A 13,865-nucleotide genomic window follows, 5' to 3' on the forward strand; every position below is an offset into this window, starting at 1 on the left:
GTCCATCGCCATGGCGACCCGGATTTGTGGCAACGGCGGAGCGTGCTCCAGCGCCCTCCGGTGTCACGGTTCGCTGTCCGCTGACAGCACACGGTGGGGGAGTCGAGTGGCGTGGCTCACCCCGGGCTGGGGCGCGGCCGATGGGACCGGGTGGGTCGGGGGCGGCTATACCGCGTCTTTTCGGCCGGAAGGGTGCCGGATCCTGTCGGCATATGCCGCCGGTAGTAGACCGTCCGGCGTTCCGCTCGCGCGCGCCCTACCGTTAGGGTCGCCTGGACAGCGCGCCGGGCGCTCTGCCGCGGACCCAGGCCCGCGCCCTTGTGCGCGCCGGGACGGCGGTACGCCGCTCGGGCCGCCGAGCCCTCGGGGGGAGAGAAGGAACCGAGTCATGCCCGTGCCACAGCAGGGGGAGGCTTCGGCCGTGGGAACCGCTGCGGCCGGCCTGCCCTCGCACCGCTCGCCGGAGGGCGCGACCGCCCCGCCGGGGCGGGGCGGTCCAACGGGCGAGCCAGGTGTTCCCGCGGGGGAGGCGGTGGACGTTCCCCGGCCGCCCGACGGCGACACGGCTCCGGTGGAGAACGCCGGTGGCGGGCTGACCCTCCTGGTGATCGAGGACCACCCTTCGGCCCCCTTCTCCCTCCCGGAGATGCCGAAGCCGGGCGGGAAACGGGTGCGGGTGCGCACCGCCCGCAATCTCACCGAGGCGGAACGCCTGCTCACCGACGACGTCCACTGCATCCTGCTCGACCTGGCCCTCACCGGGCCGCGGCCCGGGCAGACGCAGGGAGCGGAGAACGGTGTGCGCGGCGGGAACGCCCCGGGGGCCGAAGACGGCCCGCCGCCCGAGGACGAGCTGGAGATCCTGCGGGAGGTCCTGCGACTGGCCCCGAACCACGCGGTGCTGGTGCTCACCGACGAGGCGGACGCCGAGGGCGGGGCGGCGGCCGTCCGGGTCGGGGCCCAGGACTACCTCTTCCGCGGTGAACTGGACGGCCGGATCCTCCACCGGGCCATCCGCTACGCCGTCGAGCGCAAGCGGGCCGACGTGGCCCAGCGCCAGCTGACCGAGTCGCGGCTGCGGGGCCAGGAGAACTCGCGGCTGGAGCGCGGGCTACTGCCCAAGCCGCTGCTGGAGGGCTCCGACCTGCGGTTCGCCTCGCGCTACCGGCCCGGCCGGAGCCGGGCGCTGCTCGGTGGGGACTTCTACGACACCGTCCGGATGGCGGACGGGACCGTACACGTGATGATCGGCGACGTGAGCGGACACGGCCCCGACGAGGCCGCGCTCGGCGTCGAACTCAGGATCGCCTGGCGGGCGCTGACCTTCGCCGGTCTCTGCGGCGACCAGCTCCTCCGCACGCTGCAGCAGGTCCTGGAGAACGAGCGCGCCGACGAGGAGATCTTCGCCACCCTCTGTACGGTCGACATCGCACCGGACGGCCGACGGGCCGGGCTCTGCCTCGCCGGGCACCCGGCGCCGCTCGTCGCCCGGGACGGACGGCAGCCGCTGCTGATGCCCTACGAGGACGGCGGTCCCGCGCTGGGGCTGCTGCCACAGGCCCGCTGGCCCCGGCAGGAGGTGGAGCTCGGCAGCTCCTGGTCCCTGATGATGTACACCGACGGGCTGATCGAGGGCCGGATCGGGGAGGGCAGGGAGCGGCTCGGGCAGGAGGGGATGCTCGAGATCATCGCCCGGCAGCAGGAGCTGGGAATGCGGGGCGAGGAGCTGCTGGACGCCGCGATGGCGGAGGTCAGATCGCTCAACGGGGGCGAGTTGACGGACGACGTCGCCGTGCTGCTGCTGGACCGCGACCACCGCTGAGCCGGCGGTGGCCGCGGTTGCGACCCGGAGCCGGTCCAGCGGTGGTCGGTCGGGATGGTCGGCGGGCTCGGCGGTGTAGGTCGAGGTCAGCGGCGGCCGTTGAACGGCCCGTAAGGGCCGTCCGAGCTGCTGCCGCCCGGCCGTCGACCTCCTCGGCGGCCCCAGCCGCCGCCTCCCGAGACCTGCTTGAGGGCCGGCCGCACATCGACGATGTACACGATGGTCGCGATGAGCCCGGCGATCTGCAGGATGCCCAGGATGTTGTTGAAGAGCCAGCTGACCACCGCCGTCAGACCAAGGATGATCAGCCAGAACACCTTGTTCTGCTTGCCGGCGGCACGGTAGGCGTCCTCCCGGCGGAGGACCGCGTCGACGAAGGCGAGCAGCGCGGCGATGAAGAGCCCGAAAGAGGCCCAGCCCAGTAGTTCGTCAAAACCTTGTGCCAACATGCCGTCCACCGCCCGATCCTTCTCGGGCCCCCGATCGAGCCCACATCGTCGCTGTTTGTCCTATTCGCCCCCGCCGATCCAGCGTACTGGAGTGCGGACCGCGGTTTCCTCCCTTCCAGATGCCCGAAATGCTCCGGCTCACTCGGCGGACTTCGAGTCGCCGTGCTCTGGGCCGGCGTCTTCGGCCTGCTCCGGGGCCGCCGCCGGACCGTCCGTCTTCTTCACCGGCCCCGGCCCTTCCGCCCCGGCCGGAGCGGCCAGCTCAGCGGTGGGTGCCGTGGGCTCGGTGCGCCAGTTCTGCACGGTGTGGCGGCCGCGCTCGGCCAGCTCGTCGTAGGTCTCCCGGGCCTTCACGGCGTACCCGGCGGCCCGGCCGGCGCCCTGGAGTGCGTAGCCCTGCGCGGTCTCGCGCAACTTCCTCAGGTCGTTGTCGAGCGTCCCGAGCACCTCGCTGACCTTCGTCCTGACGGTCTGCTGTGCCTCCTTGGCCTGGGCGGTCACCCGCTGCTGCACGGCCTTCGGGTCGGTGGACCTGATGGCCTCGATCCGCTCGGGCGCCTCCGCGCGGATCCTCTCGATGAGTGCGGGCACTTCACGGAGCTTCTCGGCGGCCAGGTCGGCGGTGCCGACGGCGGCGTAGAGGGGGGTGGGGTCGGTGAGCGTCTTGCGTACTTCGTCGGTGGTGGCCATGACGATGGTCCTCCGGGTGGGGCTGGTCAGTTCGAGGGGCCGGCCGCTCGCTTCCCGCCGTGCTCTTCCTCGCTCGTTCCGGTGCTGCCCGACGACGAGGCGTTCTCCTTGCGGAAGGACTCGTAGATCTGCAGCAGCACCTGCTTCTGGCGCTCGTTGATGGCCGGGTCGGTCAGGATCGCGCTCCGCACCCCGGCCTCGTCCGGATCCCGCTCGTCGAGGATCCCGGCTCGCACGTAGAGCGTCTCGGCGGAGATCCGCAGCGCTTTCGCGAGCTGCTGCAGGATGTCCGCGCTCGGTTTCCGCAGTCCGCGCTCGATCTGGCTGAGATAGGGGTTGGAGACCCCGGCCGCCTCGGCGAGTTGGCGCAGGGAGAGCTGGGCGTTCCGCCGCTGCTCACGCAGGAACGCACCGAGATCCCCGACCTTCAACGAAGCCATGCGTCGATGGTGACGCATGGTGCTAACTTTTGCAAGCGTCCGCTTGCAAAAGTGCTCTGCGGGGTTCGGTAACGGCTGTCCGTTCCGACTCTTATGGCGGCCGGGTGACCGGGCCCGGCGGGTCAGTCATACGCCGGACTACTTCGTGCGCCGTCGGGACGGCTCCGCCGTGGTGCTGGATGTGCGCCCTGATGACCTGATCGAGCCCGAGGATGCCGTGAAGTTCGCGGCTACAGCGGCGGCTTGCGCCGTGGTGGGCTGGGATTTTGAGCGGGTTGGCGTGCTCGATCCGGTGTTGGCGGCGAATCTGCGCTGGTTGTCGGGCTACCGGCATCCGCGGGTGCGGCGAGATCCGGTGGCGGCGGAGTTGCGGGCGGCATTCGCCCGGCCTCGGGGACTGCTGGCGGGGGTGGGTGCGGTGGGTGATCCGATCGCCGTGGTTCCGGTGCTCTTCCACCTGCTCTGGTGCCGGGAGCTGGCGGTGGATCTGGAAGCTGGTCTGCTGTCGGCGGCCACGCAGGTGCGCCCTGTGCCCATGGTCACGAAGGAGGTGGGCGGGGATGCCGGCGTGTCCGCGGCTGCTGTCGCTGGGTGACAGGGTCCGCTACGACGGGCGGGAGCACACGGTTGCCGCCCTGCACGGCACGTCGGTGCGGCTGGTCGATGACGCCCAGGCCGCCAGTGTTGTGCTGCTGGGACAGCTGCTGGCGTCGGAGGGTTTCACCGTGCTCAGCACCGCGCTGAGCCGCCCGCCACTGCCGGAGGCCGGGGTGCTGGAGGGACTGCCGGAGGAAGCGGCACAGCGGGCTGAGTGGTGGCGACGACATCTGACCGAGTTGCTCACCGGCCGCCCGGACGGCAATACCAACGTCCCGGTGCGCGCCGAGTACGACCCGACGGTGCACTCTCTGCGGCAGCGGGAGCTGACCAAGGTGGCCGAGCTGCGGGACTGCGGTGAGGAGGTGGGGCTGAGCACACTGCGCCGAATGCGGTCCCGCTTCGAGAACGAAGGGGTGGTGGGCCTGGTGGACGGCAAGCTGCGCAAGCCTGCCACCGGCACGAGCCGGACCGATCCCCGGGTGGTCGAGGCGATCGTGAAGGTCGTGGGCAGCCGGACGGACGAGCCGACCGTCTCCGCGCAGGTGCTGCGCCGCCGCGTTGAACGTCTCCTGGTCGCCGAGCACGGTGCTGGAGTGGTCCGGATGCCCTCCAGGGCGACGTTCTACCGTCTGCTGAAGGTGGTCTCGACCGGGCAGCATCTGTTCGGTTCGGCCCGCACCCGCCGCTCGCTGGGCAAGCAGCCGAAGCGGATGTTCGGGGAACTGACGGCGGCCCGGCCCGGCGAGGTGATGGAGATCGACTCCACGCCGCTGGACGTCATGGTCATCCACGATGACGGGACGGTGGACCGCTGCGAACTGACCGGGCTGATCGACCTGGCCACCCGGACTCTGGCCGCCGCGGTGCTGCGGCCGTCGACGAAGGCGGTCGATGCCGCGCTGCTGCTGGCACGCGCCATGACACCGGAACCCGTGCGGCCCGGTTGGTCCGACGCACTGCGCATGTCGCGCTCCGTGCTGCCCTGTGCCTCCTTGCTGTCGCAGGACGAGCGGCTGGACAAGGCCGCCGCAGTCCCGATGATCGCTCCGGAGACGGTGGTCAGCGACCACGGCAAGGCGTTCATCTCGGACAACTTCCGCAACGCCTGCCGCCACCTGGGAACCTCCTTCCAGCCCACGCACCCGGACACCCCGACCGACAAGCCGCACATCGAGCGGACGCTGGGCTCGGTATCGACGATGTTCGCCCAGTACGTGGCCGGCTACACGGGACGCAGGGCCGAGATGCGGGGAAAGGACCCTGCCGCGCATGCGGCCTGGTCCCTACGGCGAGAGCGGCTACCGAGGCAAGTGGGGCGAGCACTTCCCCCGAACTGAACTCGAAGCCCTCAGACGCCTCTGACGCACTCACCAGCATCCCCAAGAGACGTAGCCGGGACACAGACTGCTCAGGTTGAGTGAGACAAGTCAGCAGGACAACTGTCACCGCTCAGCTCGGCGGACTCCCGTACAGGTGAGGACTGCGTCGGCGTCGTCGGAGAGGAAGAACATGAAGGCCCACGTCCGGTCCGGTGAGAAGATGCAGCCGATCCTGACTTGAGCGGCTTCGAGCCGGGTGAGGATGTCGACGGTGGACGGCAGGGCGAGAGTCTCAGCACCTCGCTTCCTCGCCCGTCGGAGAGGCGCCGCGTAGATGCTGGCAAGCTGCTGACTGGGGACGCGGCCGTCCCATGCGACGAAGTCGCCTCCGGCGAGAAGCGCCTCCCTGGCGGCTTCGCAGGCCGTGGTCGGTCGCCCAGCATCCCGGCGAGTTCCGCCCGGTCCATCTGTCCTCCTCCCGCCTGCTGTCCCGCTGTCCCGCTCAGTCGTCGAAGTGGAGGCCGGGCCGGGTCCAGAGTGTGAGGTCACTGCAGGTGGCGACCGCCAGGGTCAGGCCGGAGGGAGAGAACCCGGCCGCGCGGAGTTCTGAGTACTCGGAGTGGAAGACGTGCCACCACATCCCTCCCGCCGGGCCTTTGTGGGACCCGCCGTCGGCGGAGAGGATGACCCGGTCGTGGGGCCACTCGGGACTGACGACGTCCAGGGTCCAGCCGTCCGGCGTGGTGCTGTGCAGGCCGCCGCCGAAGAGTCCGGCTATGCGTACCGGGACGCCCGCGATTGGGCCGAGCCCAGGGCAGGTGAGGTCCGGGTGGGCGTCGGGGGTGCTCGTTTCCGGGTCAGGGTCCCGGTCGCGGGCGATCTTCTCGCCGGTGACCGCGTCGAAGAGTCCATGGCCGTCGCTGGACACGACCATGATGAGGTCGTGTCCGCTGTCGGGATGGACGGCGAATCCAACACCAAGAAGGCCCCCGATGGGAGTCCTGTGGTCCATCACCGGCTGCCATGGCTCGGGAGCCGGCATGACGGTGGCGGCGAGATAGCGCTCGCGCAGCTTCTGCTGGTACTCCGTGATCAAGTCGTCTCCTCGGTGCGATCCGCGTCGAGGGTCTCTCGCGCAGCGGTCCACGTCGACTCGAATTCTTGGCGGGTGATCTCGGCAGCGCCGTCCGCTTCTTGCCATCCGCGCAGTGCGCTTTCCGCGAGGACGCCGTACTGCCGCTCGTAGGCGGCCATGGCCGCGAGGTCGCCACGGTCACGGATCTCGATGACCTCCGCCAGAGAGGCTGCGGTCACGGGCCGACGCGGAGGCCCTTGCAGGTCGACCTGGCGCAGGGCCCATTCCTCGCCGTCGAGCTCGAAGTACGACCAGACATCGCTCTCGCCGTCGTAGGCGCGGATCCACAGCATCACGCTCACATGATCTCTCGGTGAGGAGAAGGCGCGTTCGGCGAGGCCCACGGGCCGACCGCTTCCCGCTGATCCAACTGCGACGCCGTCCGACTCGTTTAAGCGAACGATCGCAGAGGAAACATCACGCTCAGTCTCGGCAGTTTGCGTGCTGCCTCATGCTCGCGTCGCACGTCCCACCGCTGACCGAGCGGCCCCGAACTGCCCTCTCCATCCCCTTGTTCGGCCTCGACATCCTCATAAAACGCCTCGCTGCAGTCGTCGTCGACACCGGTCAGGCCCCGGCACGCCTCCATCGCGACATAGTCGAGAGACTCCCACTCGGGCCAGTCGTCGTTCCACATCTCCCGCGGGCGTCCCACCAAGCACTGGACCTCCGGAACGTCGGCCAGAGAGTCCGGATCAGCCAGTGCCCTGGAGAAGGCATCACGGCCGAGCCCCACCATCCACAGGCCGAAGTAGCAGAATCCGTCATCCGAACACCAGCCACCGAAGATCCGGTCCGCTGCTGCCCACAGATCCCACGTGAACGCCTCGTGCGTCACCTCGTCCAAGCGCACCTGGAACTGCGCGATCTCAACCAGCGACCTTCGCGACAATGCGCCACGCAGCCACGCGAGCCGCTCGTCCGGGCCCTGCGCCTGACGCCGGCACTCCTCGATGAGCTCCCAGAAGGAATCAATGCCCACAACGGCACTGTGCCAGGCACCTCTGACAGCGCAGGGTCGACGAACTATGTTCGAGGGGTGGAGAATCCGGAGATCATCATCAAGCTCACCTCGGATGAGGCGCTGGTCCTGTCGGACTGGCTGGAGCAGGTTCAGATGACGGACCTCAGTCGTCTCGTAGGCGATGCAGCGGTCTGGGCGCCCCTTCACCGCATTGCCGGAACGCTCGACAAGTCGCTACCGGAGATCTTTGCGGCGGACTACGTCGAACGTCTGGAGGCGGCCCGCAGCAGGCTTCGTCCAGACCTGGACGACAGCGCCAGTGACGAGGAGGGTGCGGACGCATGACGCCCCTCTCGGAGATGACTGAACGCGAGTACTTCGCCAGCATCGGCCAACGTCCCGGCGTGTTCGTCGGCAAGACCTCCTTCCACATGCTGACCGCGTTCCTGACCGGTTATGACCAGCATGCTCTCCGGCACGGTGGGCCCGGGCTCACCGGCTGGCACGACCGGCTCGTCGCCCGTCGCGGACGCGACTGCAACCACGCCTGGCCCGGCCAGGTCCTCCACATCGCCCTCCCGAACGGCTGGGACGACTTCCGGAACCTTCCGCTTGAGGACGAACAGCACGCGATCAAGGTCCTGTTCGAGCTCCTCGACGAGTTCGCTGCCGAGCGCGAGGCAGCGCAGGACTCACAGACCTCAGATTGAGTGAGACGCCGCGCCGCACCGCGTCTCACTCAAGATGAACCACTGTCGGTCAACGCCTCGTCATGGTTCACCTCAACTGAGACGGGACAGATAGGTGTCGTATTTGCAGGACAACTGTCGTGCAAGTGCGTCCCAGCCCAGAGGAACTCTGGTGACAACGGGTGTGGTGCTGGCCTAGCGTTCGGCTCATGACCTCTCCAAACGGTGGCAGCTCCACCGACGAGCAGCTGGGTGTGACCATCCGCTGCCAGGACAACCTGTCCGTCGGTGTGAAGTTCTGTGATCGGTTCAGCTTCGACGAGGACTCCGTGCACTACGCCGTCGAGGCATGGGCTCCAGGGCTGACCGCTCGCGTGAACGAGGTGGTGGCCTGGGTCTGGGATAGCGATCTCGCACCGTTCCTCGAGGAACTGGCCGCGGACTACCGAGGGTGGGACGGCGAACGGAGCTGGCAGACCAACGACCAGGACCTGGCCGTCTCGGCCGTGTTCCGGTCCGGCGGGCATGTCGGTCTGACCTGGACTCTGCGCCCGTGGCCGAAGGCCGCAGGCGGGTGGAGCGCCGCGGTAACCACGTGGCTGGAGGCCGGGGAACAGATTCGACTTTCGCGGCTGACATCCGGCACTTCCTCGCGTTCTCGCAGGGGTGAGTGGCCGTGACCGCTGACTTTCGGATCACCTGGACGCTGGCTGGACATGGCTGGGCCGACTGCGCGGTCGAAGCGAACGCAGCGAAAGCCGAGCTCACCGCCTCGTATATCACGAGCGCTGCCGAGGACCTGCTGACTGCTGTGGCCCGGCTCGTCGCCGGCGAGCCGGAGACGCGGGTGCAGTTCGAGGCGGAACCGACCGCCTTCCGCTGGATCTTCTATCGCGAAGAGGACGCCGTCTGGCTCCGCCTGCTGGAACTCCGGCATGGCGGTGAGCACGACAACGCCGGAACCGAGCTGTGGTCCGGAACGCTGAGCGTCGATGGTCTCGCCCGTGCGGTGGTTCGCTGCTTCGACGAGGTCGCGACGGTCTATGGCGAGAGCGGGTACCGAGGCAAGTGGGGTGAGCACTTCCCCCGGAGCGAGCTCGAAGCACTCAGGCGTATTTGGCAGGCTCACCGTTCCGCCGAAGATCCATAATCCGACCGTGGACATCTCAGACGGTGGCCTGGAGCTGGCCCCCGAGTGGCGGGAGGCGACAACAACCTGTGTGGTGTTCTGAAGGGACGGAGCACTTCGGCTGTGGCCGCGTACTTCGTCGGGGCCGGCTGGAAATCCCGGTCATCGTCCTGGGACGCGTACGAAGTCGAGACGAACTGGTGCCGGGTCGAGCTTGATCCGGTCGACGGATCGGACACCTTGCTGAACGGTGTCATCGACCCTGGCAAGCTCGACGGCCTCGCGATGCTGCTCTCGCAGTTCCGGCTGAGCTTCGGTCTAGAGCTGTATGACGAAAAAGGCGGCCTGCGCCGCGAAATCCACGGGTGAGCGATCATGCTGTAGCCCTTCTGCCCGTCGGAAGATCCATGACCGCTTGCCTCAGCGAGACCGAGATCCAAGACGGGCGGCGAAGCCAGGTGCTCAGTGCGAGGTCGGCCTCCCTCAGCCGTTGAACGAGCGGCACCAACCGACGCCGGGCGTCTCCCGGATCGTGTGTGTCGAGCAGGTTCGCCGCGACGTCGAGTGCCGCGCCGGTGGCGAGACACTCCGTGGGCGGCGCGGTGTAGGGCTTGGAGGTCTTCTTCTTGCCCGGGGTGTTGAGCAGAGGCTTGGCCTGCGCGACGCGGGAGGCGTACTCCGCATCGAGGGCGGCGGCCAGGCGGGGTGTGCCGGCGTACTCGCGGGCGACGGGCCAGGACCGGAAGACCATGGCGACCGTGGCTCGCAGGTCGGCGAAGTAATGGGCGACAGGGACCGGTGCGCCGGCGCTCATCGCGGTCTCGGGGCCGCTCGCGGCGAGCAGGTCCATGAGTTGTCGCTGGACTTGTAAGAGCACGGCCATGGTGGCCGTGTCAGGTTCCTCGGGAGGCGGATCAAGCCGGGTCAGGTCTGCTGCGCAGGCTGTTTCGGGCTGCTGCAGTGGTACCGGTCGCGCAGTGAAGCGGCACTGCGATGGGTGGAGTGTGTCGTCGGTCAGGCGCGCGATGGCGTTTGCCGTTCGGACGAACTGGGCGGGGGTTCTGCATCCGGGGCATTCGTGCTGAAGGAGGCGTCGATGCTGCAGGCAGAGGAAGACCACGGGGAGGCGCCAGATTCGCTTCCAGGCACCGCCGTGGAGTTCCTGAATGGCGTCGCCGTCGCCGACGAGGCAGAACGGGCAGTAGCGAGTGGAGCGGGTCAGGATCCATGCGTTGTCGTAGATCATCCGCGCTGGTGTTCTGCGTGGAGTGAGCGCGGGGTTCAGCGGTCCGTATCGCTTCCCGAGCGGGGCGAGGAGCAGTCCTTCCACCTCGCCGGGAGTCAGGTGGGTCGCGTGGGCGAAGTCTGCGAGGTGTCCGCCGTTGAGGTGATGCAGGAAGCCGAGGGGCAGACGAGTGGGCAGTCCCGGGCGGCCTTGAGGAGCCAGGCCGGTGCGGACGGCGATCTCGCCAGGTGTCGTGCCCAGTCGGTGGGCGAGTCGCAGGACGAATCCGGTGAGGGTCTCGTCGGGCAGGGGATCAAGGCTGCGGGGCAGCGGCCGCATGCGGTTCACAGGGCGCGAGCCTGGGCCTTCGTTCGGGACTTCGCCGCAGCGTGGGCAGAGCCGCTCGTCAGCGACGCGGGGACGCGAGCACAGGAACTGGAGCGAGCCGAGGAGACGCTGGGGCTCACACTGCCGACCGCGTTGCGCGAGGCGTACTCGCTTCTCGGTACGCGTCACGACCTCACCGGCAACCAGGACCCACTGCTACAGCCTTCCGAATTGTTCGTGCACGACGAGTTCGACGGAGTGCTCGTCTTCCGCAGTGAGAACCAGGGGTGCGCCTTCTGGGGAGTGCGGCTGCGGGATCTCGACCAAGACGATCCGCCGGTGTTCGTCCAGTCGCGGGATGGCTGGGTTCCCTTCCTGGAGCGGGTCTCCCTGGCCTGCGTCGAGCTCGTCCTCAGCGAGACGCTGCTCGGCGGCGAAGGACGGCTTTACAACGCGTGCGAGCTTCCCGCCGACCTGATTCGGGAGCTGCCGATTCGGTTCGCGCGGGTGGAGTTGCAAAAGTATCCGATGTGGACGGGAAAGGAGGAGTCACCCGTGTGCTGGTTTTCCGCACCGGGGAAGCTCTTGCGGCTCGACGGAATGAGTGACCACAGCTGGCTACACGTCCGGGGAAGGACACCGGCCGACCTGGAGTCACTCTGCGCCACTGTCAACGGCCACTGGGTACATGGATACTCAGACCCGCTGGAAGCAGGCGACCTGCCCTTCTAGGCACTCGATGATCTGCTTGGATGACTGGGAAGAGCTGTGATCCGAGCCGATACGGGGGCGTGAGAATGGCTGATCCGTACGTCATTCTCAACTCCTTCTCGCCGGAGGCAGAGCTCCACCTCTGACGCAAGCCCCCTCTGCCTGAGGAGGACGGCTCGCCCGGGGCCTGGGTGAGACGGCCCCGCGGGGTCCGTTCCCCGTCGCAGCGGGCTGCTGTCGGCTGGGGGGCCGACTGGCGGACGCGGATCGTCAGTCGATCAGGCCCCGCCGGCGGAGCAGTGGCAGAAGCTGATCCCGCAGCGCCGGGGACAACCGCACGTCCGGTTCGCCACCGGAGATCCACCGCAGCTCCGCCAGCTCCGCCGCCGGGCGAGGGGGCCGGCTGAGAGCCGCCTCGAAGACCGTCAACTTCATGGGCACGCTCTCAAGCGCCGCCAACGCTTCGATCTCGACCAGGAACCGCGCCTCCAGCGGACGGGCTCCCAGTTCCTCGTCCAGCTCCCGGGCCAGGGTGTCCAACGGCTCCTCGCCGGGCTCGGGCTTCCCACCGGGCAGGTAGAAAACCTCGGGAGCCGCCTTCTTGCTCACCACGAGGAGACGCCCCTCCTGGACGACCACGGCGGCCACGACCACCAGGGGGGCTGCCCGCTCACGGGCTTCGGGAACGACCACGCTGCCGTCTTGTGTCATGCGCACCATTTTCCCGGGTGCGGCCCCGGCGACCCGGCCGCATCCCGGCGACAGGGGGCCGGCTTGAGCCGCAGGGGCCTTGAGTGGAGCCGGATCGTACGGGAAACCAGAGGCGCCGCCCCCCAGCCCGGGTGGTGAACGGAGTAGCCCTCAGGGCACCGGTACGCGTCGACTGCCGCCGCGAGTTCCGGTTTCTCAGGGCGCCTTGGAGAGGTTGCCGGTGATGGCGGCGAGCAGGGTGTCACCGGTGGTGGCCGGGTTCTCCGTAGCCCAGCAGATGTAGCCGTCGGGGCGGATGAGCAGGGCGGTGGCCTCCGGTGCCTCGCCGCTGGTGGCGCGGACGAGGTCGACATGAGAGGGGGGGCCGGAAGTCGCCCGGGACCGCCCCGGCCAGGTCGAGCAGCACGGAGTGCCCGGCCTGGAACAGCGTCGCGGACCGGGTGGGCCCGTCCTCGGTGACCAGCTCGGTGTCGGGCATCCGCCGGCCGGTGAGCGGATGGTCCCCGGGCAGCGGGTAGCGCAGCGAGAGGCCGGATATCAGACCCGCGATGTGGCGGTTGGCGTCAGGCAGCCGCAGCAGGTCGACGACGATGTCGCGCAGCGCGGACACGTCCTCGCCGGGGTCCGGGTCCGCCAGGACGCGCTGCGCCGACGTGTGGTGCAGGACCTGGGCCGCCACCGGGTGCCGTTCGGCGTGGTAGCTGTCCAGCAGGCCGCTCGGAGCCCGGTCCCGGACGGTCGCGGCGAGTTTCCAGCCGAGGTTGAACGCGTCCTGGACGCCGAGGTTCAGCCCCTGGCCGCCCAGTGGTGGGTGGATGTGGGCGGCGTCGCCCGCGAACAGGACGCGGCCCGCGCGGTACTGCTCCAGTTGGCGGGTGGCGTCGCCGAAACGCGAGGAGTTGTCCACGGAGCGGAGGATGGTCTCGGCTCCGTAGACGCTCTGGAGCGCGGCGGCGATCTCCTCGCGGGTGACCGGGGTGTGGCGGTCCGCCCCTGCCCGGGCCGCCTGGTCCGTGCGCCCGAAGGTCAACCGGTACCGGTCGCCGCCGAGGGGGACCAGCATGGTCCAGTAGTCGTCCGTCGTCCGGGTCAGTGTGCTCATGTGCCCGAGCCGCCGCGGTACCAGTGGCGATGTCGCGGACAGGCGGATGTCGGTCAGCACCGCCTGGTACGTGGCGGGTCTGCCGGGGAAGGGCAGTCCGAGCCGTTTCCGCACCGTGCTCCTGGCGCCGTCGCAGGCCACGAGGTAGCCGGCCCGTACCCGCGGACCGTCCGTGGTCACGACCACGCCGTCGCCGTCCGGCTCGACTCCGGAGACGGCGGTGCCGCGCAGGACCCGGGCGCCGGCCGCGATCGCCCGCTCCTCGAGCACCTCCTCGATCTCCCACTGCGGGATCGAGATCGGGAAGGGGTGCCCGGTCTGCCAGGGCGTGCAGTCCAGGGGCACGGGCAGAGCGGCGAAGTGCCCGCCGACCCGCTCCCGCGGCGTGGCGCGCGGCAGCAATGGTTCCAGTAGTCCGCGCGACTCCAGCAGTTCGGCGGTGCGGGGCTGGATCCCGCCGCCCTTGACCTGTTCGATCCGGCGGGACAACTGCTCCAGGACCAGGGTCTCGACCCCGCCCAACGCCAGTTCGTACGCCAGCATGAGCCCGGT

The 13,865-nt window shown here is 69.2% G+C and carries 17 protein-coding genes and 1 pseudogene; 9 read left to right on the forward strand and 9 right to left on the reverse strand.

Annotated features, from left to right (window positions below):
* Positions 1 to 388: 388 nt before the first annotated feature.
* Positions 389 to 1,822: a PP2C family protein-serine/threonine phosphatase gene (locus tag BGP73_RS19380; protein WP_079127691.1), complete on the forward strand. Its 1,434-nt coding sequence runs from the start codon at positions 389 to 391 to the stop codon at positions 1,820 to 1,822.
* An 86-nt stretch (positions 1,823 to 1,908) separates the two neighbouring features.
* Here BGP73_RS19380 and BGP73_RS19385 read toward each other — a convergent pair whose 3' ends face one another.
* The 3 genes from BGP73_RS19385 to BGP73_RS19395 all read right to left on the reverse strand — a co-directional run bounded on the left by BGP73_RS19385 (position 1,909) and on the right by BGP73_RS19395 (position 3,401).
* Complete coding sequence (locus tag BGP73_RS19385; protein WP_079127704.1) at positions 1,909 to 2,271, reverse strand: DUF2516 family protein; 363 nt, start codon at positions 2,269 to 2,271, stop codon at positions 1,909 to 1,911.
* A gap of 138 nt (positions 2,272 to 2,409) precedes the next feature.
* On the reverse strand, positions 2,410 to 2,961 hold the full coding sequence (locus BGP73_RS19390) for a hypothetical protein (RefSeq protein ID WP_069816698.1): 552 nt from the start codon (positions 2,959 to 2,961) through the stop codon (positions 2,410 to 2,412).
* A gap of 26 nt (positions 2,962 to 2,987) precedes the next feature.
* A complete protein-coding gene (locus BGP73_RS19395; RefSeq protein ID WP_069816700.1) occupies positions 2,988 to 3,401 on the reverse strand; it encodes a helix-turn-helix domain-containing protein in 414 nt (137 codons plus the stop codon).
* Between the two features lie 16 nt (positions 3,402 to 3,417).
* Between BGP73_RS19395 and BGP73_RS19400 the strand changes: the two genes are divergently transcribed.
* Together BGP73_RS19400 and BGP73_RS19405 are read left to right on the forward strand one after the other, a co-directional pair.
* Complete coding sequence (locus BGP73_RS19400) at positions 3,418 to 3,996, forward strand: TnsA-like heteromeric transposase endonuclease subunit (RefSeq protein WP_244501275.1); 579 nt, start codon at positions 3,418 to 3,420, stop codon at positions 3,994 to 3,996.
* Positions 3,962 to 5,338 carry a hypothetical protein gene (locus BGP73_RS19405; RefSeq protein WP_244501276.1) on the forward strand — a complete coding sequence of 459 codons (1,377 nt, stop codon included), beginning with the start codon at positions 3,962 to 3,964 and terminating at the stop codon, positions 5,336 to 5,338. The genes BGP73_RS19400 and BGP73_RS19405 overlap by 35 nt, the downstream gene beginning before the upstream one ends.
* Before the next feature lie 484 nt (positions 5,339 to 5,822).
* Here the strand turns inward: BGP73_RS19405 and BGP73_RS19410 are convergent, their stop codons facing one another.
* The 3 genes from BGP73_RS19410 to BGP73_RS19420 all read right to left on the reverse strand — a co-directional run bounded on the left by BGP73_RS19410 (position 5,823) and on the right by BGP73_RS19420 (position 7,437).
* Positions 5,823 to 6,416 carry a hypothetical protein gene (locus BGP73_RS19410; RefSeq protein ID WP_069816703.1) on the reverse strand — a complete coding sequence of 198 codons (594 nt, stop codon included), beginning with the start codon at positions 6,414 to 6,416 and terminating at the stop codon, positions 5,823 to 5,825.
* Positions 6,413 to 6,748, reverse strand: coding sequence for a hypothetical protein (locus BGP73_RS19415; RefSeq protein ID WP_069816873.1), 336 nt, complete (start codon positions 6,746 to 6,748; stop codon positions 6,413 to 6,415). The genes BGP73_RS19410 and BGP73_RS19415 overlap by 4 nt, the downstream gene beginning before the upstream one ends.
* 98 nt (positions 6,749 to 6,846) lie before the next feature.
* On the reverse strand, positions 6,847 to 7,437 hold the full coding sequence (locus BGP73_RS19420) for a DUF4240 domain-containing protein (RefSeq protein ID WP_069816705.1): 591 nt from the start codon (positions 7,435 to 7,437) through the stop codon (positions 6,847 to 6,849).
* A 57-nt stretch (positions 7,438 to 7,494) separates the two neighbouring features.
* Here BGP73_RS19420 and BGP73_RS19425 point away from each other — a divergent pair, with 57 nt between their 5' ends.
* From BGP73_RS19425 to BGP73_RS19445, 5 genes are all read left to right on the forward strand, one after another.
* Positions 7,495 to 7,764 carry a hypothetical protein gene (locus tag BGP73_RS19425; protein WP_069816706.1) on the forward strand — a complete coding sequence of 90 codons (270 nt, stop codon included), beginning with the start codon at positions 7,495 to 7,497 and terminating at the stop codon, positions 7,762 to 7,764.
* Positions 7,761 to 8,129, forward strand: coding sequence for a hypothetical protein (locus BGP73_RS19430; protein ID WP_069816708.1), 369 nt, complete (start codon positions 7,761 to 7,763; stop codon positions 8,127 to 8,129). Before BGP73_RS19425 ends, BGP73_RS19430 begins: the two co-directional genes overlap by 4 nt.
* Positions 8,130 to 8,317: 188 nt before the next feature.
* Complete coding sequence (locus tag BGP73_RS19435; protein ID WP_244501277.1) at positions 8,318 to 8,788, forward strand: DUF6228 family protein; 471 nt, start codon at positions 8,318 to 8,320, stop codon at positions 8,786 to 8,788.
* Positions 8,785 to 9,258 (forward strand): hypothetical protein, encoded by a 474-nt coding sequence (locus tag BGP73_RS19440; RefSeq protein WP_170837893.1) that lies wholly within the window; start codon positions 8,785 to 8,787, stop codon positions 9,256 to 9,258. The genes BGP73_RS19435 and BGP73_RS19440 overlap by 4 nt, the downstream gene beginning before the upstream one ends.
* 102 nt (positions 9,259 to 9,360) lie before the next feature.
* A complete protein-coding gene (locus tag BGP73_RS19445; RefSeq protein WP_069816710.1) occupies positions 9,361 to 9,606 on the forward strand; it encodes a hypothetical protein in 246 nt (81 codons plus the stop codon).
* 4 nt (positions 9,607 to 9,610) lie between these two features.
* Here BGP73_RS19445 and BGP73_RS22340 read toward each other — a convergent pair whose 3' ends face one another.
* Complete coding sequence (locus BGP73_RS22340) at positions 9,611 to 10,801, reverse strand: TniQ family protein (protein ID WP_079127706.1); 1,191 nt, start codon at positions 10,799 to 10,801, stop codon at positions 9,611 to 9,613.
* Here BGP73_RS22340 and BGP73_RS19455 point away from each other — a divergent pair.
* Entirely contained in the window at positions 10,727 to 11,521 is a 795-nt protein-coding gene (locus BGP73_RS19455) for an SMI1/KNR4 family protein (RefSeq protein ID WP_244501278.1), read from the forward strand. The two genes, BGP73_RS22340 and BGP73_RS19455, sit on opposite strands and share 75 nt — an antisense overlap.
* Before the next feature lie 249 nt (positions 11,522 to 11,770).
* On the opposite strand, the gene BGP73_RS19460 is transcribed toward BGP73_RS19455, so the two are convergent.
* Together BGP73_RS19460 and BGP73_RS19465 are read right to left on the reverse strand one after the other, a co-directional pair.
* Positions 11,771 to 12,211, reverse strand: coding sequence for an NUDIX hydrolase (locus tag BGP73_RS19460; RefSeq protein ID WP_069816714.1), 441 nt, complete (start codon positions 12,209 to 12,211; stop codon positions 11,771 to 11,773).
* 195 nt (positions 12,212 to 12,406) lie between these two features.
* Positions 12,407 to 13,856, reverse strand: a pseudogene (locus BGP73_RS19465) (FAD-dependent oxidoreductase).
* Positions 13,857 to 13,865: the final 9 nt, after the last annotated feature.

This window comes from Streptomyces sp. TP-A0874 (assembly GCF_001748085.1).
In the GTDB taxonomy this organism is placed as follows: Bacteria; Actinomycetota; Actinomycetes; order Streptomycetales; family Streptomycetaceae; genus Streptomyces.